The sequence below is a fragment of the Nostoc sp. DedQUE12b genome, from assembly GCF_034530835.1.
Classification (GTDB): Bacteria; Cyanobacteriota; Cyanobacteriia; order Cyanobacteriales; family Nostocaceae; genus Nostoc.
This window is the reverse complement of record NZ_JAVRCI010000015.1, coordinates 1-22,025: the sequence shown is the minus strand read 5'-3', so window position 1 is coordinate 22,025 and position 22,025 is coordinate 1. Positions and strand designations below refer to the sequence as shown.

General features: G+C 40.1%; 15 protein-coding genes. 3 read left to right on the top strand and 12 right to left on the bottom strand.

The features are described from left to right. Position 1: 1 nt before the first annotated feature. The 7 genes from RMY16_RS10325 to RMY16_RS10295 all read right to left on the bottom strand — a co-directional run bounded on the left by RMY16_RS10325 (position 2) and on the right by RMY16_RS10295 (position 8,699). Positions 2-370, bottom strand: coding sequence for a four helix bundle protein (locus RMY16_RS10325; protein ID WP_322736273.1), 369 nt, complete (start codon positions 368-370; stop codon positions 2-4). 150 nt (positions 371-520) lie between these two features. After that, positions 521-3,829, bottom strand: coding sequence for a GAF domain-containing protein (locus RMY16_RS10320; protein ID WP_322736272.1), 3,309 nt, complete (start codon positions 3,827-3,829; stop codon positions 521-523). A gap of 125 nt (positions 3,830-3,954) precedes the next feature. Next, positions 3,955-4,428: a chemotaxis protein CheW gene (locus tag RMY16_RS10315; RefSeq protein WP_322736271.1), complete on the bottom strand. Its 474-nt coding sequence runs from the start codon at positions 4,426-4,428 to the stop codon at positions 3,955-3,957. Positions 4,429-4,550: 122 nt separating this feature from the next. Next, positions 4,551-4,913 (bottom strand): response regulator transcription factor, encoded by a 363-nt coding sequence (locus tag RMY16_RS10310; RefSeq protein ID WP_322736270.1) that lies wholly within the window; start codon positions 4,911-4,913, stop codon positions 4,551-4,553. Positions 4,914-5,392: 479 nt separating this feature from the next. Continuing rightward, entirely contained in the window at positions 5,393-6,601 is a 1,209-nt protein-coding gene (locus RMY16_RS10305) for a response regulator (RefSeq protein WP_322736269.1), read from the bottom strand. A gap of 619 nt (positions 6,602-7,220) precedes the next feature. Beyond that, positions 7,221-8,147: an N-acetylmuramic acid 6-phosphate etherase gene (murQ, locus tag RMY16_RS10300; protein ID WP_322664523.1), complete on the bottom strand. Its 927-nt coding sequence runs from the start codon at positions 8,145-8,147 to the stop codon at positions 7,221-7,223. Between the two features lie 123 nt (positions 8,148-8,270). Next, positions 8,271-8,699, bottom strand: a complete 429-nt coding sequence (locus RMY16_RS10295; RefSeq protein WP_292737701.1) for a DUF3110 domain-containing protein — start codon at positions 8,697-8,699, stop codon at positions 8,271-8,273. 260 nt (positions 8,700-8,959) lie between these two features. Between RMY16_RS10295 and RMY16_RS10290 the strand changes: the two genes are divergently transcribed. Continuing rightward, positions 8,960-14,965 (top strand): translocation/assembly module TamB domain-containing protein, encoded by a 6,006-nt coding sequence (locus tag RMY16_RS10290; protein ID WP_322736268.1) that lies wholly within the window; start codon positions 8,960-8,962, stop codon positions 14,963-14,965. Between the two features lie 14 nt (positions 14,966-14,979). Here the strand turns inward: RMY16_RS10290 and RMY16_RS10285 are convergent, their stop codons facing one another. Together RMY16_RS10285 and RMY16_RS10280 are read right to left on the bottom strand one after the other, a co-directional pair. Then, complete coding sequence (locus tag RMY16_RS10285) at positions 14,980-15,807, bottom strand: Rpn family recombination-promoting nuclease/putative transposase (protein ID WP_322736267.1); 828 nt, start codon at positions 15,805-15,807, stop codon at positions 14,980-14,982. 66 nt (positions 15,808-15,873) lie between these two features. After that, positions 15,874-16,800 carry a sugar ABC transporter permease gene (locus RMY16_RS10280; protein WP_322664519.1) on the bottom strand — a complete coding sequence of 309 codons (927 nt, stop codon included), beginning with the start codon at positions 16,798-16,800 and terminating at the stop codon, positions 15,874-15,876. Between the two features lie 170 nt (positions 16,801-16,970). On the opposite strand from RMY16_RS10280, the gene RMY16_RS10275 reads away from it, so the two are divergent. Together RMY16_RS10275 and rtcA are read left to right on the top strand one after the other, a co-directional pair. Further along, positions 16,971-17,633, top strand: a complete 663-nt coding sequence (locus tag RMY16_RS10275; protein ID WP_322736266.1) for a GIY-YIG nuclease family protein — start codon at positions 16,971-16,973, stop codon at positions 17,631-17,633. 380 nt (positions 17,634-18,013) lie between these two features. Next, positions 18,014-19,063, top strand: a complete 1,050-nt coding sequence (rtcA, locus tag RMY16_RS10270; protein WP_322736265.1) for an RNA 3'-terminal phosphate cyclase — start codon at positions 18,014-18,016, stop codon at positions 19,061-19,063. A gap of 2 nt (positions 19,064-19,065) precedes the next feature. On the opposite strand, the gene RMY16_RS10265 is transcribed toward rtcA, so the two are convergent. The 3 genes from RMY16_RS10265 to RMY16_RS10255 form a co-directional block, all read right to left on the bottom strand. Beyond that, positions 19,066-19,863, bottom strand: coding sequence for a Rho termination factor (locus RMY16_RS10265; RefSeq protein ID WP_322736264.1), 798 nt, complete (start codon positions 19,861-19,863; stop codon positions 19,066-19,068). After that, the gene (locus RMY16_RS10260; RefSeq protein WP_322736263.1) at positions 19,860-21,203 is read right to left on the bottom strand and encodes an AAA family ATPase; all 1,344 of its coding nucleotides are present in this window, start codon (positions 21,201-21,203) and stop codon (positions 19,860-19,862) included. Before RMY16_RS10260 ends, RMY16_RS10265 begins: the two co-directional genes overlap by 4 nt. A 576-nt stretch (positions 21,204-21,779) precedes the next feature. Beyond that, positions 21,780-22,025: hypothetical protein (locus RMY16_RS10255; protein WP_322736262.1), on the bottom strand; the 246-nt coding region annotated here is incomplete at its 5' end.

The following is a 22,025-nucleotide window of genomic DNA, read 5'->3' as shown; positions in this document are numbered from 1 at the left end:
GTTAGGAGTCAAGAGTTGATCGACCAAGTGATTTTTCAGTTGTCTTGACTATTGAACTCAAAATCCGAATGATTTCGTCTGCATAGATTAGTTCATTAGTTAAATCAATCTTTACTAGTTTGGACTGTTGTAGTAGACGTAGCCAGTATTTGGTTTCCCTAGCTTCTTTGTATGCAATATACATTTTTGCCAAGAAATCCTTTCTACTCTGACCACCGCTAGCCTCTTCAACATTCGCGCCAATACTTGTCCCACTTCGTAGTAATTGCTTAGAAAGCACATATTCCCGTTGCTCTTGCAATTTAATATATAGGTGAATAATTTCTAAAGCAAATTTAAAACTTTTCTGTTGAATAATACTCTCTGCCAATTACTCTTCTCCTCTGTTTAACTAAAAAATTAAAAGTAATTAAGGTCAAAGCATTTTATATTTGCCAATGAAATAGTGTTTTATATAATTAATGCTTTGACCTAATAACTTCTAACTCTTAACTTCTAACTCCTAACTCCTAACTATGTTTCATTTCACTTTAAACTTACTAGCAGTTGTTAATAGCTCTTGCGCCATGCCTGATAAATCTTGGAACACAGTCGCAATCTCTTGAGATTCCGCAAAAGTTTTATCGGCAATCTCTGCAACATCTTGCATTGATTTAGTTACTGTTACAGACTGCGCCATTTGTTTTTGAGTCGCTGCGGTAATTCGCTCGATTAGCTGACTAATTTCAGCAGTTGCAGAAACGATCGCATTTAAGTTTTGGCGAGTGTCACTAACAAGATTTGTACCTTCTACTACCTGCTGAATACCAGTTTCCATCGCTACTGCAACTTCTCCGGTTTCTGCTTGAATCTCCTGAACTAATTTTTCAATTTCGATGGTTGCTGCTGCTGATTGGCGAGATAAAGAACGGACTTCATCAGCCACAACTGCAAAGCCTTTGCCATATTCACCAGCACGAGTAGCTTCAATGGCTGCATTCAAAGCGAGTACGTTTGTCTGTGTGGCAAAATTACCAATCAAATTCACCACTTTGGAGATTTTTTGCGAAGATTCGCTGAGGCGTTTAATCTTTTTGCTGGTTTGAGCAACGGTTTCACGAATTCCTTGGATTGCTTTTACAGTTAGGTTCATGGCAGTATCGCCAGACTCTACAGTTTGATTGGCTTTTTGCACTGCTAGTTGTACTAACTCAGCATTCGCTACTACAGCTTGAGTAGAGTCCACCATTTGTTGAATGTCACCTAAAGCTGTGGTAATGTCCTCAGACTGTTGTTGTGCTAGATTGGTTAGTCCCGCTAATGAAGACTCGCTATTGCTAGAAGTTTGGGCAACTTGTTGAGCAGCACCTTGTACTTGAACAACAATTTGCCGCAGTGCTTGCAGAGTATTATTGTAAGCATCTGCGATCGTGCCTAGCTCGTCTTCTGTAATCGGTGCGCGTACTGTTAAGTCGCCGTTGAGAGCGGGTCTAAGGGCTGTTAGGAGTTGAATTGATCGTTGTTGGAGTAACTCCTTGGCTGCCTTTTCCCGTGTTGCTGCTTCTGCTAATTTTGCTGACTGCGCTTGTACTTGTTGCAAGTATTCGGTGTGTTGTAATGCCAGTCCTAACTGGCTGCCAATACGTGCCAACAAAGTAACTTCCGATTCTTCCCAATCACGAGTGACCGAATTTTGATAAGCTGCTAGCAATCCCCACAATTGTTCCCCTGCAAATACAGGAACAATTACATAAGCTTTGGCTTCAAATTGCTCTAAAACTTCAATGTGACAAGGAGAATGACCTACCTGATAGATATCATTTACAACAAAGTTTTCTCCTTGGGCATATCGACCTCCCTGAGTTTCTTGTAAGTGGGTATCTTCCCAGACGGTTTTGATATCGGGGCCTACCAATTTTACCCACAGATGACCTGCTGACTCTGCGATAAATTCCCCACTCCAGTTCGGATTGAAACGATACACGGCAACGCGATCGCATCGCAGTAATTGCCTGACTTCTTGAGTAGTTGTTTTGAAGATTTCTTCTACATCTAAAGATTGGCGGATGCGGTTACTTATTTTGGTGACAGCTTTCTCTTGTTCCGCTATTTGAGCTAGTTTTTCAGATTTCACCCGCACTAATTCCAAATAGTCTATCTGTGATTTAGCTAGGCTAAATTGCAAGCTAGTTTGAACCAAAAAGTTCACTTCCCAGCTTTGCCATTCACGGGAGCTAGAATTTTGATAAGCTGCCAGCAATCCCCACAATTTATCCCCGAAAAATATCGGAACAATTATGTAAGCTTTGGCTTCAAACTGCTCTAAAATCTCAATATGACAGGGAGCCAGCCCTACTTCATAGATATTATTAACGATAAAGTTTTCACCTCTGACGTACCGACCTCCCTTAGTTTCTTGTAAGTAGGTATCGTCCAAAACAGTTTTAATATCAGGGCCTACCAGTTTTGTCCAACCAGTACTCACAGACTCAGCCACAAATTCACCACCCCAGTCAGGGTTAAAACGATAGACAGCAACGCGATCGCATTGTAGTGATTGACGCACTTCTTGAGTGGTTGTTTTGAAGACGCTTTCTACATCTAAAGATTGTCTGATGCGGTTGACTATTTTAGTGAAAACTTTCTCTTGTTCAACTATTTTAGCTAGTTGGTCAGATTTTGTCTGCACTTGTTCGAGATATTCCCCTTGTGAGATAGCTACACCAAATTGCAACCCAATTTGAGTTACAAAGGTTTCTTCCCAAGGTTGCCAATCACGAGGCCCAGAATTTTGATAAGCTGCCAACAAACCCCATAATTTTTCTCCGGCAAATATGGGTGCAATGATGTAAGCCTTCATTTCATACTGCTCTAAAATGTCAATGTGACATTGAGCATGGCCCATTTGGTAAATGTCATTAACTACAAAGCTTTCACCTTTGGCATAACGTCCTCCTTGAGTTTCTTGTAAGTGGGTATCTTCCCAGACCATATAAAAATCAGGGCCAACCATTTTTATCCAACCGTTACCCACTGACTCAGCGACAAACTCACCACTCCAGTCAGGTTTGAAGCGATAGACACCGACGCGATCGCATTTTAGTAATTGGCGTACTTCTTGAGTGGTTGTTTGAAAAAGCTTATCGACATTTGACACCCGCAGAATTTTGTCGATGACTTTAGCTACCGATTTTTTTGCTAGTAGCCGCTGTTGCTGTTCTTTTTGGAATTCAAAACTTTGTAATTTGTAAATTAGTTCTGTTGTCAGTTGAGATAGTAGGCTAATTTCTACTTCTTGCCACTGTCGCGTTGAGTAGCAATTATTGACTGCTAGTAAACCCCAGGCTTTACCTTCTACTACAATCGGTAAACTCAAACTAGCTTTAATTTGAAATTTATCTAGCAGTTGCTTTTGATAAGGGGTAAATTGAATCTGATTAATATCATCAATAACTACAGCTTCTACATAGTCTTGATTGGTATATAAACCAAAAATAATTCCGGGAATATTTTCGCCTAAAGTTGGAGTCCAACCTAATGTTCTCGATTCTGCTAAAACATTACCGGATTCTCGCGAAGTAAACTGATAAATTAAGGCGCGATCGCAGCCAATTTTTTCTCTAATTTGTGCTACAGTAATTTTAAGTAATGTATCAATGTTTGGGGCTTGGCGCATGTGAGTTGCGATATCTTTCATCTGTCGCCGCCAAGTTTTAAATTCTTGAGCGATCGCACTTAATAAAGATATTTCATTACTAGCAATATTTGCTATATGAGCGTTACCATTCTGATTCTCTAATTCAGAGATTAGATGTTCGTTATCATGGCTATTGTTATACAAAAATGTCATTTGATTAACCTCAAAATTGTGATTGGTAATAACTGGATATGTGGAAAGCGATATTTATCTGATATTTGCTCATTAAGGATTAGGAGTTTTCAAAACAATATACCTAATCACACCTCACTAAATATTCAATTATGAATCCCCCATGCTGAAGATTGAATAATAGTTGTCGCATCCAAATTAAAAATTATCTCCTCCGAATCATTAATAAAGTATCCCTCTAAAAAAGGTGATATTTTTGGATAAAACAATTCAGTATTTGTAGCCTTCATTTCTTTAGCATCCAGCCATTCAATATCTATAATTTGCCGCACCAATAGTCCCAAATACTTACCTTTATTTTCTAGAATAATTGCCATCATTTTTGAAACTAAATTTGACCCTGGTGAAATTGGAGGATAACCTAACATTGCCTCTAAATCGACTAACCAAAGCATCTCACCGCGCCAATTATAAATACCCAAGACACTACTTGGCATTTGAGGAACGCCGCATATTTCTGGTAATGATACTTGCAAAACTTCTGCGATGTGTCGTAAAGAAATTACGGCTGTATCAGTTACTCCCAAATTAAAACTTAAAAACTTTTCCTGGGTTTCCAAAGCTATCGATCCTTTGTTCTTGATTATTTATCTTTAGCCAATATTTGCAGTTATTGTTTATTCTTGGAAAGATTAATTTAAACAATTGTGGTTTTTAGTATTTGTTGATTTATGATAGGTTACTAGTTAATTAGTCGCTTTAAAATTACCACTAGTTCGTCTCGGTCAATCGGTTTTGATAGATAACCATCAGCCCCTAACATATTACCCCAAATTTTATCTACATCACTATTTTTTGTAGAGCAAAAAACTACGGGTATCTTGCTAGTGTCCGGATTATTTTTGAGTTCTCTGCAAATTTCAAAACCACTTTTACCCGGTAAAATTACGTCGAGAAATATTAAGTCTGGCTTATTTTTATCTATTTTGTCTTGAGCCTCTTCACTACTAGTGGCGCTAATCACAGAATAACCTGCCTGTTGCAAGTAACGGCTGATTATTTCCATATCTGTTAAGCCATCTTCAACAACTAAAACAGTATTCATGGCAATTACTCGTTAACTTTCTCTCAAAATATAAACAAAATAGACAAATCCTAAATGATTCCTTAAAAAGACATGGAAGGGACTAGAGACTAGCCCTAACCCCTCTGCCCTAAACAATATTTAATAAATTAAATAGGACTGCTATAAATACAAGAATTTGTATTTGTCTAATTTTGATACAATCTTTATGTATCAACCTCAGAAAAAGTACGTAATAAATATAAATTAATAGGATATAAAATATCTTTAAAATATAATTTTAAATTTTGTATTGAATATTGAAAATTTCACATAGACTGAGAGCAAGATAATTTTAAGGCAAGAATAAATCTAAAATTCTAAATCAATTGACAAGCCTTTGATTTGATAAATAGAGTAAATCTAAAATTGTTTAACCTCAATAAATTAATTTTACTGAGGTGAAAAAATCTAGAAATTTTGAGGAATAATTCAGAATCAAAAATTGCTTTTAATTCTTCCTAATTACAAACCTCTAAATTAGATTTTCTTTTATCGTGGGATACGTTGGATATGCTCTGTGTAGGTAAATACTTACGTATTATACTCATTACCTTATCAGCCACTACAGGTTTAGTGAGAAAATCTGTAGAACCAACTACTTTGGCACGAACTCTATCTAAAAGACCATCACTGCCTGTTAATATAATTATTGGTGTGTTGGAAAATGTAGATATTCTTCGTAACTGAGTACAAATTTCGTAACCACTGGCGACTGGCATAATCAAATCCAAAAAAATCAGGTCTGGTTTATCCTGAATCAGAGTTGGTAGGGCTTGTACAGCATCTTGAATTTTGACAAACCTAAATCCATTGGAAGTGACAATATGCTCTACCATTTTACATACTTGAGGGCTATCATCGACGCAAGCCACTAGTGGAGCAATCCGCTTCTTGGCTTGTGTGGTGGTAGAGTTATTGTTAACTTCAGTAATTCCTAAAGGCAAGTCAGGTACTTCTACTAATTCGATGATTCCTTTAAGGATATAAGGAAGCAATGAACGAGTCAGTGGTAATACACTCTGCTTCATTTTCATAGCTAAATCTCGCAGAGTGAATTTGCCATTGATTAAATTTACAAAGTTTTTGTAGACAGATGGACTTACCATCTGCTCAAGTTGTTCTGGTCGCCGTAGAATTGGTGCTAAGTCAGGAGAGAAATTTGCTAAACCTGCTTCTGACCAAATTCTCCATGAGTCTTGCATGTGCTTTACAGACATTTCTGCACTCGTGAAACTCATTGGAGTTTCTAAGATAACTTCTTGGTTGCGATTGCAACTTAGAGAAGCAAAGTTTCCTTGCAAAGCTAGGTCAAATAATAGTTCTGCTATTGTATTTTCTGCAATAGATTGAATCTGTTCCCTCTGAATTTTCTGTTTTTTATAAAATACTTCTATAAGTTTATAGTCCCAGTAATCAATTGATAGGTCTTGCCCACGTAACTGCAACTTATCAACATCAATCTGGGGACAATTTTGAGCTATATGTCTACGCCAACGTCGGAAGGGATGAGTTCCTCCTGTTGCCCAAACTATCCGTCCTAGTCGATAGTAAAAAGTCCATTGGCTGCCTTTTGAACTTTTAATATTTAATTTGCCATTGTATTGCAACTGAGTACAAGTTTTGAATTCATTTACTAGGTTATTTGAAATAAGTTCTTGATGAGGCATAGTTTGTTCCTTTTATTAAAAATCTAGCCATTAAAAACCGATACTAGTAGAACGCGCCGTAAATCTACCTACCATCTCAATTAACCAGATAAATTTATTAGGTCACTTGTTAAAGATAGGCAACACTTTGATGGCAGTGTTCTAGCTATATAGCGATGGCAGATATATGAATAAGTGCAAATGCATTTGATATATAGCAGTCTAAATCAAGATTATTAAAAGCAACGCAGATGTTAAAATGGCAAAACTATTGCTAGTAAATAATTTATCTAGCATAAAGTCTTTATTGGCAGAGTTTACTTTTCTGCTAATATTTATAACTAAAGTAGGTTGCCATAGTCAACATCATAGTGTACTGATATATTATTTTAAGAATTTTCATACTGAATCATATCCGTATAAGTTCTGAATTTTTGTTTAAAAAACATTAGTATTCTCCAAAGAGTTCTACTTTAGTTATTCACATTGAGAATATATGTTAAAAATATTTATTTAAGTTTACTATTCTTAATTATGCTAATTAATGTTAGCTTTTCTAAGAAATATTTTTCTTAAAAAAAAGGCGTGCTACTAAAACAAGTAGCAGCCAGATTAGAAAGTATTTATTTAGAAAATGTATTCAAGGTTGTTTGTGGTTTTCATAGCTGACAACAGCTGCCCTGAGATTACTTTGGTGTTCTGAAAGTAGCCGATCGCCTTCATCTTTTTCCAAACCAGTCCAGTGCATCAATAGCGCCAGCTTGACCCATTTACCACTACGTTCTAGTAAAAAACCCGCAGTTTCCCGACTTAAACCTGTGAGGTCTTGCAAAATTCGCAAAGCGCGATCGCGTAATTTTTGATTTGTTACTGCTACATCCACCATGCGATTGCCATAAACTTTGCCTAGCTTGACCATCACGCCGCTAGAAAGGATATTTAAAGCTAATTTAGTGGCTGTACCAGCTTTCAGGCGAGTTGAACCGGCAATTATTTCTGGCCCTGTTAATAGACGAATGTCAATATCAGCATCAAAGCTAACTTGTTCAGCAGGAACACAGGCGATAAAAATAGTTGTAGCTCCTCGCTGACGAGCAGCATGAAGCGCACCGTGGACATAAGGCGTTGTCCCACCAGCGGTAATGCCAACTACGACATCTAATTGGGTAACGTGCCGCCCAGCGATCGCAGCCTCACCATCTTCAATACTGTCTTCTAAATCTTCAGAACTGCGTACTAGTGCGCCAGCACCACCAGCAATAATCCCCTGTACCAACTCTGGGGGTGTACAAAAAGTAGGTGGACACTCCGCAGCATCTAACACCCCTAACCTGCCACTTGTACCCGCACCGATATAAAATAGGCGTCCTCCGTGGCGCAAACGCTCTGCGGTGCGCTCAATTGCCTCTGCCAACTGAATTTTAGCCGCTGCAACTGCTGCAACAGCCTTTTGGTCTTCGTCATTAAATAACTCCACCAATTCCAGGGAACTAAGCTGGTCTAAGTTCAGACTATTAGGATTGACCAGCTCAGTTAAAAGATGCCCGCGTTCTTGCAAATTTGTCATTTGTCATTTGTCCTTTGTCATTTGTCCGTTGTCATTTGTCCGTTGTCATTTGTCATTTGTCAGTTAGCGACCAGTGACTAATGACCAATGACTAATGACTAATGACTAATGACTAATGACTACTTACAACAGCCCTTCCAATTTGCGACGAATTTTCTCTAATTCAGAATCAGACAATTCTGGTTCTTCTAGCGGCTGTTGATTGAGAGGGAAAGTGTCTTCAACAGTATCCTCCTTCTGGGCATCTTCTTGCCAGTCAGTTTTTTCGACGTTAAGTTCTGGGGGAGTTACAACTAAATTGCTGTTTTCTGGGATGATTTCCCATTCATATCCAGCACTTTCGCAAAATTCCTTGATTTCTTCAGCATCGATCGGCTCCGGTGTGGGCGCGGGGAAATCTTGAGCTTCTAACATCAGGGCAAAGCGTGTCGCATCGTCTTCTGACTCGAACATCAGAATTTTATTGCGATCGCCTTCCCGAATTGTGTGAATCCCCTCATTTTCCGTTCGAGCATTAAAAATTAACACAAAAACACGCATTGGTGTAATCATCTGTCCTTTTTAAGGTTTATTCATATTAAAGTTCGAGATTGTGCCTCAAGGAAAGTCACAGGAATAATTTTCACTCTATTCAGATTTTCCTGAAAACGCCAATATTATTAAGCATAAGTATTGGATCGATAAAATACCGTAACTCAACCAATGGGGTCTTGGGTTTAGTTGGCGTATCCTGGAAATGGCATACTGAACCAATGTGCCAGTTAATGCTTGTGTGTGCCAGCGACATCCGGCAATTAATACAGTGAAAGCAAATGACTAAATCTACCAATCAAGATATTCATTCCCCCTCCCTTATCCGCAAACGTTTGTGGTTGCTGGTGTTGAGCCGGGGTAGCATTGCCTTGAGTGGACTTTTGCTGTTAGGAGTTATCGTTGGTATTTGGCGGTTGTGGACTTTTGTCCAAACGGAGTTAACGCCGTTAGCACAACAAAGTCTAACTACTACACTCAACCGTCCGGTAAAACTGGGAAGAGTCACACAATTTTCGTTGACAGGAGTACAGTTTGGGGCTTCAGCTATCCCAGCCACACCCACAGATGCAGATCGGGCCACAGTCGAATCTGTAGAGGTGGGTTTTGATCTGTTACAACTAATTTTTAATCGCCATCTAAAGCTAGATGTAACCTTAGTCAACCCAGATATTTACATTGATCAGGATGACCAAGGGCGTTGGGTTTCCACTACCATCACGTCGTCAGGTGGAAGCAGTGCAATTAAAACCGATTTGGACTACCTGCGGTTTCGGAATGCCAAGCTGGCCTTGATGCCGGATGAGAGAGTAGAGGGAGATGAGGGGGTAGAGGAGCAGGGGGGCAGCACTTCGGCTACACTCAGTGACCGGGGAGCAGGGGGGCAGGGGGGCAAGGGAGAATACCCAAATTCTAATTCAGTACTGGATAAACGCCCTGCTACCGCTAACAACACTCAGCAATTGCCGGTGCTATTTTCTCAACTCAATGGTTCTGCTCAACTTTTAGCAAATAATCAGTTGATACGGTTTGAAGTCGGGGGTCAAGCAGACAGTGGTGGCAATATTTCCATTCAGGGAGAGACACGTTCTAAGGTGCTAGCAGGGACTTTCCAGGTGCAAGCACAAGATTTTTTGGCTGAGAATATTACTCGGTTGATTAAGTTACCAGTGAACTTACAGGCGGGTCGAGCCAATGGCGATTTGTTAGTTCGGTTGACACCAGGACAGCCAACTCTATTGTTTGGCAACGCTACTGTGCAAGGGGTAACGCTGCAAATACCCAAAGTCCCGCAACTGTTGAGCAATAGTCAAGGAAACCTCCACTTCCAAGGAACAGAGTTGCAGTTAAATAATGTGACTAGCAACTACGGCAAAATTCCTTTAGTGGCTACGGGAATCGTCGACACGAAAGCAGGCTTGAAGTTGGCAGCGCGTGTAAATGCGGTAAGTTTGGCGAATGCCCAAGAGACTCTCAAGGTAAAATTACCTGTAGCGATCGCTGGACAAGTACAAGCTTCTTTACAAATTACTGGAGCAACCAAAGAGCCAATTCTCTCCGGCTCGGTTACGACGATTCAAACTGCCCGGATTGACAAAGTTGATTTTAATAGCATCAGTAGTAAGTTTGAGCTTGTTACTAGTTCTTCTTTAATTACCCTAAAAGATATTCAAGGTAAAGCTAAAGTTGGTGGTGAGATTACTGGCGCTGGTACAATTCAACTTGGTAAGAGTCCGCGACTGGATTTAAATTTCGCTGCCAAGAATGTTCCAGGAGATGCGATCGCAAATGTCTACGAAACAACACCTACCTTTCAAATCGGCAATGTCTCAGGTACCGCTCAACTAACTGGCGCTCCTACCAATGTCCAAACCGTGGTACAGTTTCAAGCTCCTAATGGAACTTACCCCGGAACTGGTGAAGTTGCGATCGCTCCAAATCGCACCGTCTCTTTCCGTAATGTCGCTCTGAATATAAGTGGTGGTACAGTTCGGGCAACTGGTAGTTATGCCAATGAGCGTTGGCAAGCTCTGGCTGTTGCCTCTGGGGTAAAATTAGAACCCTTTGTAGACAAGAGTCAACTGCAAAATGTCTCCTTGGCTGGGGCACAATTCAATGGTCGTCTCATCCTCTCAGGCAGCACAGCACCATTTGAAATTGCCACAATTCGCAGTGATGGTGCAGGAGTTCAAATTGGTGGCGGCACAGTTGCAATTTCTAATATCCAACTGCAAGACCAAAGTTTCTCGGCTCAACTTGTAGCTAATGGTGTGTGGTTGGGACAAATATTGAAACAGTCTCCCTCAGCTTTAGATAATCCTTTGGCGGGAACGTTTCAAATCGCAGGTAGCAGAGATGATTTCAGCCTGAAAACCTTCCGTGGCAGTGGTGAGGGTCGCCTTGCTATTGGCAAGGGTACGGTTACAGCCTCTAATATCCAAGTGGCGAATGGTGTCTATCAGGCACAAGTTCAGGCTAAGAATGTGCCTGTGCAGAAGTTGGCAAAAGTACCAAAGCAATTTCAAGGGGCGTTAACTGGTAAGTTCGATGTAGCGGGTTCTGTTGATTCTTTTAAACCACAAACTATTCAAGCCAGTGGTCAAGCGCGGATAAATGTTGGGCGTGGGACGATCGCAGCCTCTAATATCCAACTTGCTAATGGTGTATATCAGGCACAAGTTCAAGCAAATAATGTACCGGTGCAGCAGTTGGCAGCAGTACCACCGCAGTTTCGAGGGACGTTAACTGGTCAAGTAAACGTAGCGGGTTCTGTTGATTCTTTCCAACCGCAAACTATCCAAGCCAACGGTCAAGCGCGGGTAAATGTTGCAGGTGGAACCATTACAGCCTCTAATATCCAAGTGGGTAATGGTGTATACCAGGCGCAAGTTGAGGCAACTAATGTACCGTTACAACAGTTAGCAGCAGTACCACCACAGTTTCGAGGGACGTTAACTGGTCAAGCAAACGTGGCGGGTTCTGTTGATTCTTTCCAACCGCAAACGATCCAAGCTAACGGTCAGGGACGGCTGGATGTTGCAGGTGGAAATATTACAGCCTCTAATATCCAAGTAGCTAATGGTCGCTATCAAGCTGTCGTCGATGCTGCCGATGTGGAATTAAATCGGTTAAATCAGCAATTACGAGGTCAGTTTGGCGGTCAATTGCAATTAGCCGGTACGCTCGGATCGTCCAAATTAGCTGATGTGCGTGCAGCTGGACAGGTGCAATTATCTCAAGGTATCCCTGGTTTAGAGCAACCCTTGACAGCTGCGATCGCTTGGAGTGGTGAAAGGCTGACTATTGAGCGAGCAACTGCTCCCGGTTTAAGTGTGACTGGTAACATATTAGCCAATGCAAAACAGGTAGGGATACCGGAAATTACTGCCCTAAATCTCAACGTCCAAGCCCAGAATTACAACTTGAAACAGTTACCAATCAATCTTCCCAATCAGGTTGCTGTGGCGGGGAGAGTAGATTTTAATGGTCAAATTACTGGGAAACTGCCCTTGCCAAATGTCGTAGGGCAAATCAACTTACGAGACTTGATTGTGCAAGATATTGCTTTTGAGCCATTGTTAACTGGAAACATCGATTCAGTACAGGGACGCGGTTTGAGTTTAAACTTGGCAGGTAATAGCGATCGCCTATCTTTCAATTTAGATGCCAATAATCGCCCGAAATCTTTCTTAGTCAAATGGCAGCAAGCATCAGCTACAGGTAACGTTCAAGGAAATGATTGGGCACTGAAACTGGCAAATTTCCCCTTACAAATATTGAATTTGACGCCGCCACCGATTACTCGCTTGGGTGCTGGTAAGATAGCTGGATTGTTAACTGGAGATTTGCTGTTTAATCAGCAGACATTGGCAACAACGGGGAATTTAGCGATCGCAAATCCCCAAATTGGCCGGGTTAAAGGCGATCGTTTAGCTGCTCAATTCCGCTACGGTAACGGTAAAGCCACACTCACTAGTAGCGAATTTGTCAAAGGAAAAAGTAGCTACGCCGTTGTCGGTACTGTGGCTCAAAGCCCTAAAGGGCCTCAATTACAAGGCAAACTGAACGTCAAGCAGGGTGAGATCCAAGATGTTCTGGCTGTAGCACGAGTATTTGATTTACAAAATTTGCCAGGTGGTTCAGCAGAAATCTACGGCACAGCAGCGGATCTGACTACCAAACCCCAAGGAACGCCAGATGAACCCTTATTAACTCAAATCCAACGGTTTTCTGAAATTGAAGCTTTGGTGGCAGAACAGGAAGAACAGCGACTCAATTCAACTCCAATACCAGATTTGGCAGACTTAAAGGGGACTTTCAATGGGGAAGTGGCTGTAAATACAGCTACAGCCAATGGATTATCAGTGGATTTTAATTTGAATGGACAAGACTTTGCGTGGGGTAAAAAGGAAGAACGAAATCGTTTTTATACTGCAGAAAAAGTGATTGCTGAAGGCAACTTTGAGAACGGTGTTTTAAGTTTGCGACCATTACGAATCGAATCTCAAAACAGACTGATTGCATTTACGGGTAACGTTGGTGGTGATGAACAATCTGGTCAGTTGCGGGTGAATAATTTTCCAGTACAACTATTGAATAATGTTGTCAAATTACCAGTTGGAATCACAGGTAATCTTAACGGTACGGCAGCTTTAGCAGGCAGCATTGCTAATCCTCAAGCTAGAGGGGAATTGCAAATCGCAGAAGGAGTACTAAATCAGAGCAAAATAGAGTCAGCAACAGCAAGTTTCAGCTATGCCAATGGACGTTTAAACTTTGGTAGTACTGTAGCAGTTGCTGGGCCAAAACCTGTTGATATTACTGGCAGCATCCCTTATAAATTACCTTTTGCTTCCGTCGCACCAGACAGCGATCAAATCAGTTTGGATATGAAATTGGAAAACGAGGGATTGGGGCTGTTAAACGCATTGACTAATCAAGTGGTATTTGAGAAAGGTGAAGGAGAAGTAGACCTCAAGGTACGAGGAACACTGAAAAAACCCGAAGTAAATGGAATTGCTACTGTTAATAATGCTACTTTTTCAGCCCAGGCTTTGCCACGTAAGCTGAGAGGTGTCACAGGTAGAGTGCTGTTTAATTTTGACAGTATCTTAGTAGAAAATCTTCAAGGTAGATTTAGCCGTGGGACGGTACAAGCTGCTGGTGAAATTCCCATCTTCAACAATGAGAACGTAACTATCAAAAATCCCCTGACTGTTAATCTCGATCAGCTAGCGTTGAATCTCAAGGGACTTTACCAAGGAGGCGCTAGTGGCAATTTGCAGATTACTGGTTCTGCCCTTAATCCCATAATTGGCGGTAGAGTAAATTTATTTGATGGTAAAGTATTGCTGGCAGAATCTACCGCCGCCACGACATCTGAAAATGGTAGTATTGGCGTATCGCCCACAAAAGATAATAAGCAGAGCAAATCTGAAATTGGGAATGGGGTAGGAAATACTAACGCCAGATTTAATAATTTAGATTTGGAACTAGGTAAAAACGTCCAAATTACCCGTGACCCTATTCTCAACTTCCGCGCCACTGGTAATCTCATAGTTAACGGCTTAATCAATCAGCCTATACCCGATGGTACTATTCAGTTAGAAAAAGGAGGAGTAAATTTATTTACTACCCAATTTAACCTTGCTCGTGGCTATAAACACACTGCAACTTTTAGTCCTTCTCAACCCCGCGACCCCAACTTAGATATTCGGCTATTTGCCAAAGTACTAGATGTAACTCAAAGTAATGACTTCAGCCGGGTAAATTCTACAGGTTTATCAGCGTTAGAGAGTGTTCGAGTCGAAGCCACTATCAACGGTTTAGCTAGCAAACTGAATGAAAATCTAGAATTAACAAGTAGTCCGTCACGTAGTCAAACCGAAATTGTTGCTCTTTTAGGAGGTGGGTTTGTAGATACCCAAGGACGTGCAGACAGTACTTTAGGTCTGATTAACATCGCAGGTTCGGCTGTGTTTAACAATTTTCAATCAGCTTTTAACCAAATTGGGAGTACCTTTGGCTTAAGCGAACTGCGGATATTTCCTACCGTTATTTCTGAGAATCCCGAAGCTGGAAGAAGCAATTCCACTTTAGAATTAGCAGCAGAGGCTGGGGTTGACATTTCTTCCAAAATATCCGTTTCCAGTATTAAAATTTTGACAACAAACGATCCCTTTCAATGGGGTATTAATTACCGGATAAATAATGAATTTCGTGTACGTGCCTCCACTAACTTAACCGATGACAGTCGTGCTGTAGTGGAATATCAAAAGCGGTTTTAAAGAAATCTTTTCAATTACAAATTACTTCCTGTTCCCTCTTCTCCTTGCTTTTCAATAGCTTGTCGTACCTGTTTAACATCTAACTCTAATGCTTCAGCAATTTGCTCTATAGTTAAACCCAACTTAAGTAGACGGGGTATAGTATCGAGCTTTGTTTCTTTGCGAACCTCTTCTTTTACTTCCTGCTTTGTTTCTTCCTTTACTTCTTGGTAAAATTTAGTTTGTCTCCAATCGGTTAATCCAAACATTGCTTCTAACTCCTGTTGACTTTTGTTTACAAATTTGTAAATAAGCATTCTCTCTACTAATTCTAAAAGATTGTTACGGTTAGCTTCATCCGTTTGTTGTACTTGTTTTATCAAGTTTTTCGCTTGCTGTACGGCTTGATCTTCTGCTGCAACTACTAACTTAATTATGCCTAGCCCAATCGAAGATGATGGTACATTATCTAATTCGTCTAAATAAATTATACGGATTTGCTGTGGAGCTAATGATGTTTGATAAATGAATGGTATACCTGGGTCGAGACTACGTTGAGCAAAAAGTAATACTGCTTGCCAGCGACGTTGAGGTTTATACTGATTGATATAGAGGAAAGCTTCTGTGATTATTGGCCAGTAAATATCATCATCGCGCTGAAACTGTACCTCAACAAAATAGATTGTATCTTCTGGAAATTCAGGTTTGGGTAAGAATAAGCCATCGATACGACGTGCTAGTTCTTTGATTTCTACTGAGGTAAATTGATAGTGTAATGCTAAAGCTTGCGATTGTTCCAAAAGTTCAAATAATACACCTGGAAGAGTTTGGAATAAGGTGTAAAAAATCGTGTCTGTTTTCATGCACTCTCGATATTTAAATATTTTTAGATTATCGAGGCTGAGGGAAGATAATTTGTTCTAAATTTATTAAATTGTGATATCGTCACCTTGCTGATTAATAGCTAATCGCAAAATTGACAATCCTAAAATTATTAAAAATAGCACTAGACCGATCGTGCAAGCATAGCTAATTTCCAAGTTATTGAAGGCTTGCTCATATAAATAATAAACAATCGTTTTTGAGCTACTGAGTGGGCCTCCTTGAGTCATAATGTAGACTTCTTCAAAGACTTTGGTCGCAGAAATAGCCGAAATTACTGCCACTAGGGCTAAATATGGCTTCATTAAAGGTATGGTAATATCCCAATGTTTGCTGATACCATCAGAGCCATCAATAGCTGCGGCTTCGTAAACATCAGCAGGAATTGATTGCAACCCCGCTAAATAAATCACCATGTAGTAGCCTAATCCTTTCCACACGGTGACAGCCATGACGCTGGCAAGAGAAATTGGTACAATGCCAAAAATTTTTGCTGGGCTAGTTAGCCAAGGAATACCTTCTGGAAAAAGACCTAAAGCTTTAAATAACTGATTCAGTAATCCGTTTTCTGCATACAGCCATTTCCAAGCTATTCCCGCAACCACCATTGAAATTACCACTGGAGTGTAGTACGCTGCTCTAAACCAATTCATTCCCCGCAATTTCTGATTTACCAAAATTGCCAGTACTAAGGGAGCGATTACTAAAATTGGTACTACACCTACAAGATATAAAAAAGTGTTCTCCAAGGTTTTCCAAAAAACTGCATCCTTCCAAAGCTTGAGAAAGTTGGCGAAACCTATCCATAGTGGCGGCTGGGCAATGTCTTCATAGCTGGTAAAGCTGAGGTAAAAAGCTTGCAGCGCAGGCCAAAAGACAGTTAAGCCTAAAAGAACTAAGGCGGGTAATAAAAATAAATAAGGGGTAAGCCGCTGTTTGATGAACATCCAATTTTTAGGTATCAATTGATTCATAAGAAGTTTAATAGTTGTTTTTGCTTTGTTAAAACAAGAATTTGGAGATGTGAGTAGATTTAAGCTTCAATATTTTAAGGGCATTATTTGCTTGTGTAAGCATTGGCGTAGCCTCTCGTAGAGAAGTTCGTCGTAGACATCGCTAATTAATAACTTGGAGATCAATTGCAATGGAAACTCAGCACAATCCGCCAATTGAACATCAAAATGTCCCCATAAACCACCGTGGACTGCATGATTTTTTGTATAGTTCTGACAACGAACACGCCGCTATTGAGGTGAGTATAACTCCTGAACTGGCAAACAATGGTACTGAAATCATTGGCTTTGAGGCTTGGAGTGTAGCTGCTCAGAACGCTAAAATTGCCGGAGTTTACGCAGTATTAGATGCAGAACGCCGCACGCAGTACATTGGCTATTCTCGGAATGTGTTGCTTTCCTTAAACAGCCATCTTCGCCAAAATGGCGAGCAAAAGTGTGCTTTTGTACGCGTGCAAGCATTCAAGTTTCCCAAGCGTCAAGAAATGGAAGATTTGCGAGATGCGTGGATAGCAGAACTCGAAAGTACGCCACCTGGTAATGCAACTGAAAGCGGAATGTGGGCTAGTACGGTAGGTGAAGCGACTAAGGCGATAATGTCAGAAGCCCAACTTCAAGCCTACGAGGAGAAAAAACTAAAACTGCGGAAAGCAATGGCTGATACAACCCTTTCTAAAGAGTCAGAAACAATAGATGCGAGTGAAGCCGAACGTCAACGTCAACTTGAAGCTGCTGTGAAAAACGATGACTGGAGTGTAATTATTGACGCACAGACACAGGAAACCAAATATTGATTTTTGTCTGCTTGAGTGCGCTATCTGACTTTTTGAGTAAGTGGCATGAAAGTTCTGTGAAAGATGAGAGTTAAGATTTTAAAACGCAGAGGGGGCTGAGGGAAGCGCAAAGGTTCGCAGAGGAGTGAATTCTTTGCGTTCCTCTGCGTTAAAAAAGGATATATATGACGACAAAATTAGATGCTCTAATTAATTCTCTAGAAGCAAGGTTCTTCAATTTCAAACTCAAAATTAGCAAACTACAGAAACACGTATCAGAAATTTCTCTGTATATTTGTGTAACCTACCTCTAAAAAGCTAGTTGCTGGGCGTTTATAATTTGTGGTTTGATTTTAACAGCCGTGGGGATAACCCAAAATCCAACATTCCAATAATCGCCCATGATTGAAATTGACGGTTCCTACGGAGAGGGAGGCGGACAAGTTCTTCGCACTTCCTTAAGCCTAGCCGCCATTACCGGCGAACCCATACGAATTACAGGCATTCGCGCTGGACGCAAAAAGCCAGGATTAGCAGCACAACACTTAACAGCAGTTCGGGCGGCGGCGAGAATTTGTAATGCCCAACTACGGGGTGATGCTTTAGGTTCAATGCTGCTGGAATTTATCCCAGGTAGTGCTGTGCAAGCGGGAATTTATACCTTTGATGTTAGTAAAGCACAACAAGGGGGTTCTGCGGGTGCGATCGCTCTAGTTTTACAGACAATTCTTTTACCTTTGGCACTAGCATCTGGCAATTCTCTGGTGACACTAAAGGGTGGAACTCATGTGAACTTTAGCCCGACAGCGACGTACATTGAGCAAGTTTATCTACCCATACTGCAACGCATGGGTGTAGAAGCCCAAGTCAAGTTAGGCGCTTGGGGGTGGTATCCCCAAGGTGGGGGGGAGGTAGAGTTACAGGTGGATGGCGGTGGTAAACTCGGTGGGATCGACTTATTGGAACGGGGCGATTTACAACAGGTGCGGGGACTAGCAGTGGTGACGGAATTGCCTTCCCATATTCCGCAACGGATGGCGAATCGTGCGGAGAATTTATTACGGGAAGCCCATTTAAAGGTTACTATACAGACCTTAAGAGAAAGAGGTGTGGCACCTGGGGCAGGTATTTTCTTAACCGCTGAGTATAAAAACAGCTTAACTGGCTTTGGTGGATTTGGGCGTTTGCGGTTGTCGGCGGAAACAGTTGCAGAGATTGCTTGTCAGCAACTGCTTGAGTTTCATTACACAGGCGCACCAGTGGATGAACATTTAGCAGATCAGTTATTATTGCCAGCTGCTTTAGCTTCACAAGAAAGTCAGTATCGAGTGGCTGAGGTGAGTAGGCATTTGACGACAAATGCAGCAGTTATTGAACAGTTTGGGCTGGCGCAAATTACGGTAGATGAAGTTGAGAAAGTAGTGTCTGTGATTCCTATAATTAGTGGATAAGATTAGAGACTAAACACTTTTTTAAGAGTCTTTATTTTTGTAGAATCAATGCCACATTCAAGTTTAGAGATAGGATTTAAGCTTTTCCATTTGCCTTTACTAGCACTGAATATAATATCAGATGATTTTTCTATATCAATATCTTCAAAACCATCTATTTTAGATTTTGACAAATAAATCAAACGAGTAAACACTTCATCTCTTGATGCAAATTTGATGCCCACAATTTCTGGTGTTGGTAACGTCGATGGATCTGGTAATGGTAGAAGAAAGAATACTTTTGCAAGAGCATCCAATTTTTTGCCTTTAGTAATTCCACATTTCAAGGTAAGAATAGGGTTGAAATTAGACCAAGTTTTGCGATTAGACTCTGCAATTCGGTTTGTGGCAACAATAGGATCTACACCCTTTAAGGCACTACTTGGTTCTGAGATTAAATATTTAAGTGCAACTAGAATAGTATCTCGTGATGCTGTATTCAAATTTACTTTAGGTAAAACTTCTCTAGCTAAAATTTTTGCCTGCTCAATACTTTGAGGTTCTGATGAGATGACTATACACCAGACTCGCTCTAACTTAGCTTGTTGAGCAACTGCATATACAAAATGATTACTAACAACTTGATATTGATAGTCACCAATTTCTTTAACAATAACAGGAATCCAATTTCGCCCATCAGCTTGCAAGATAGACTCTGCTGCTGCTTTGATGATAAATTCCGATTCGGAAAAATTTTCTCCAACTTTAATCGCAATTAACTTTAGATGCATTAATTTGCCAATATTATCAAAATCGCTCATAAAATAAAATACTCCTTAGCTAGATCGAGATAATAATTTGTAGCAATACAATGCGTAAAAGCTGCTGGAATTCGAGCAAAGGCTGCACCTGCTACAATTGCATAACTTGGCAGACTGAATATTTTTGTATGGTTATTAGGATAAAAATAAGGACGTAAATTGAAATTAGATGCTTTACTTTCTCTGGTAATAATAGCTTCAATTTCCTGATTTGCTATTCTAAGCTGAGGAGGAGTGATATTTTCACCATTGAAAAATATAGGTAAGGCGATTGGACCACCATCTTGTCTAGCTGCCTTAATTTTTGGTACTAACTCTTTAATTACTTTAGCTGCATTATTTAGGGATGCTAAATTATTGTGCTTGGTAGGGATCAAAACGACATCACAAGCGTATAGACTACTTTGACTAAAGAACATCCAGTTTGTCGGACAATCTATGAATATATAATCATATTCATACACCAAAGGTTTTAGAGTATCTTTTAACCTAGCAGCCCCTTTTTCAATTCTTGTTGCTAAGTCTTGCTCTGTAAAATCTAGCAGTTTGGGATCTGCGGAAATAACATCGAATTGGAACACTTGACCAGATTTAAATTTGACTTTAAATGGTTGAACTGTATCGTGAACGTTTAAGTTTCTATCGGATAGGCAATCATATAAACTAATTTTTTTTACTTCTAGGCCAAGAGATTTAGTTAAATCTCCTTGCTGTGGATCAAAGTCAATTACTAAAACTTGCTTTCCTTGCTGTACAAGAGTCGCTGCTAAATTAACAGTTGTTGTAGTTTTCCCCACACCTCCTTTGTTGTTGTAAACACAAACAGTTAAGGCTTTGGGCGGATTGTCAATTAAATGTTTGACATCGGAAACGATAGTATTAATATTCTCTTTTTTAATTAAACTATTTGGAGTTGCAGGAAATATAATTTTTCCATGTCGCCGGAATAACTGGATATAAACTGAATCAGTAATAAGACCCCATTGAGATGTGTTGCACTTAGAATCAAGTAGATATTGTTTTATTTGCTCTCTAGTGTTTATGTATTGAGGAGTGCCTTCTAATAAATTAAATTTAGCTCCTGTTACTGTTGCTCGTGCTTTGACTTCAACAAGTAAATAGGGATTGCTCTTAGAGAATAAAAAAATATCACCATCAGTATTTTTGCGAACGGCAAAATCTACTGTCCCATGTCCTGTAGGAAATTGTGGAAAACGTTCTTTATCATTAAATCCAAGTGCGTTTATTAGAGGTCTTACAAATATCTCACTAATCAGCGCCTCATTACTCTCATCAGGCAAAATGTTGTCTAAAATCTGGTTCCAGTCTGTAAGTAGCATAACTTAATAAACAAACGGGAACAATAACAAAACCGTTTGTTTGATTAATTGAATCAAACTTGCTACTTAATCGACCTCAGTATTTTTAACTAATCGAATTGATTACTAGATTAAAGCTTTTTCTTAAAAGCGATCGCTAGCAAAAGAAAGATGAAGCATAAGTCAATATACTAGGTTAAGGAAAATACATTGCAGCACTAACACTTTGCCTATATCCCCGATGACAAAATTACGCATGGGTGTATAGCAACATAGAAAATTGCCTCATTTCTAAGGGTTGAAATGAGGCAAAGGAGCTTATACAAGTGAAGACAGAAAACTTTTGATACTTTATCTAGTACATTGCAAGTAGGGTTAAAACTGAGTTCCGTTGTTCTTGATACTTACTATTTAATTAAATATCGAACATAGCCTTTGAATTTACCTCTGCTAAAGGCATATATTTAGGTTAAGTTAGTTTGCGATCGCAAATACAAGGGACTGGGCATGGGGCATCGGGGATTAGACACAGAGATATTTGTTGTTGACTGTGTCTATGCCCAATCGGGTATAGGACTTTTTTTTGCATTTAGTAAATTATGCTCTAGGATAAACCTCTGAGCTTTGTCGATGAACGTTTAAGCTTTCTGGACGAACGTTTGAGCTTTCTGGACGAACGTTTAAGCTTTCTGGACGAACGTTTAAGCTTTCTGGATGAACGTTTAAGCTTTCTGGACGAACGTTTAAGCTTTCTGGACGAACGTTTAAGCTTTCTGGATGAACGTTTAAGCTTTCTGGACGAACGTTTAAGCTTTCTGGACGAACGTTTAAGCTTTCTGGATG

Bases quoted from the DNA above. Each gene is read 5' to 3' on its own strand.
- rtcA (WP_322736265.1), top strand. From the start codon at position 18,014: ATGATTGAAATTGACGGTTCCTACGGAGAGGGAGGCGGACAAGTTCTT.
- RMY16_RS10305 (WP_322736269.1), bottom strand. From the start codon at position 6,601: ATGCCTCATCAAGAACTTATTTCAAATAACCTAGTAAATGAATTCAAA.
- RMY16_RS10265 (WP_322736264.1), bottom strand. From the start codon at position 19,863: ATGAGCGATTTTGATAATATTGGCAAATTAATGCATCTAAAGTTAATT.
- RMY16_RS10290 (WP_322736268.1), top strand. From the start codon at position 8,960: ATGACTAAATCTACCAATCAAGATATTCATTCCCCCTCCCTTATCCGC.
- murQ (WP_322664523.1), bottom strand. From the start codon at position 8,147: ATGACAAATTTGCAAGAACGCGGGCATCTTTTAACTGAGCTGGTCAAT.
- RMY16_RS10320 (WP_322736272.1), bottom strand. From the start codon at position 3,829: ATGACATTTTTGTATAACAATAGCCATGATAACGAACATCTAATCTCT.
- RMY16_RS10295 (WP_292737701.1), bottom strand. From the start codon at position 8,699: ATGATTACACCAATGCGTGTTTTTGTGTTAATTTTTAATGCTCGAACG.
- RMY16_RS10280 (WP_322664519.1), bottom strand. From the start codon at position 16,800: ATGAATCAATTGATACCTAAAAATTGGATGTTCATCAAACAGCGGCTT.
- RMY16_RS10310 (WP_322736270.1), bottom strand. From the start codon at position 4,913: ATGAATACTGTTTTAGTTGTTGAAGATGGCTTAACAGATATGGAAATA.
- RMY16_RS10275 (WP_322736266.1), top strand. From the start codon at position 16,971: ATGGAAACTCAGCACAATCCGCCAATTGAACATCAAAATGTCCCCATA.
- RMY16_RS10260 (WP_322736263.1), bottom strand. From the start codon at position 21,203: ATGCTACTTACAGACTGGAACCAGATTTTAGACAACATTTTGCCTGAT.
- RMY16_RS10285 (WP_322736267.1), bottom strand. From the start codon at position 15,807: ATGAAAACAGACACGATTTTTTACACCTTATTCCAAACTCTTCCAGGT.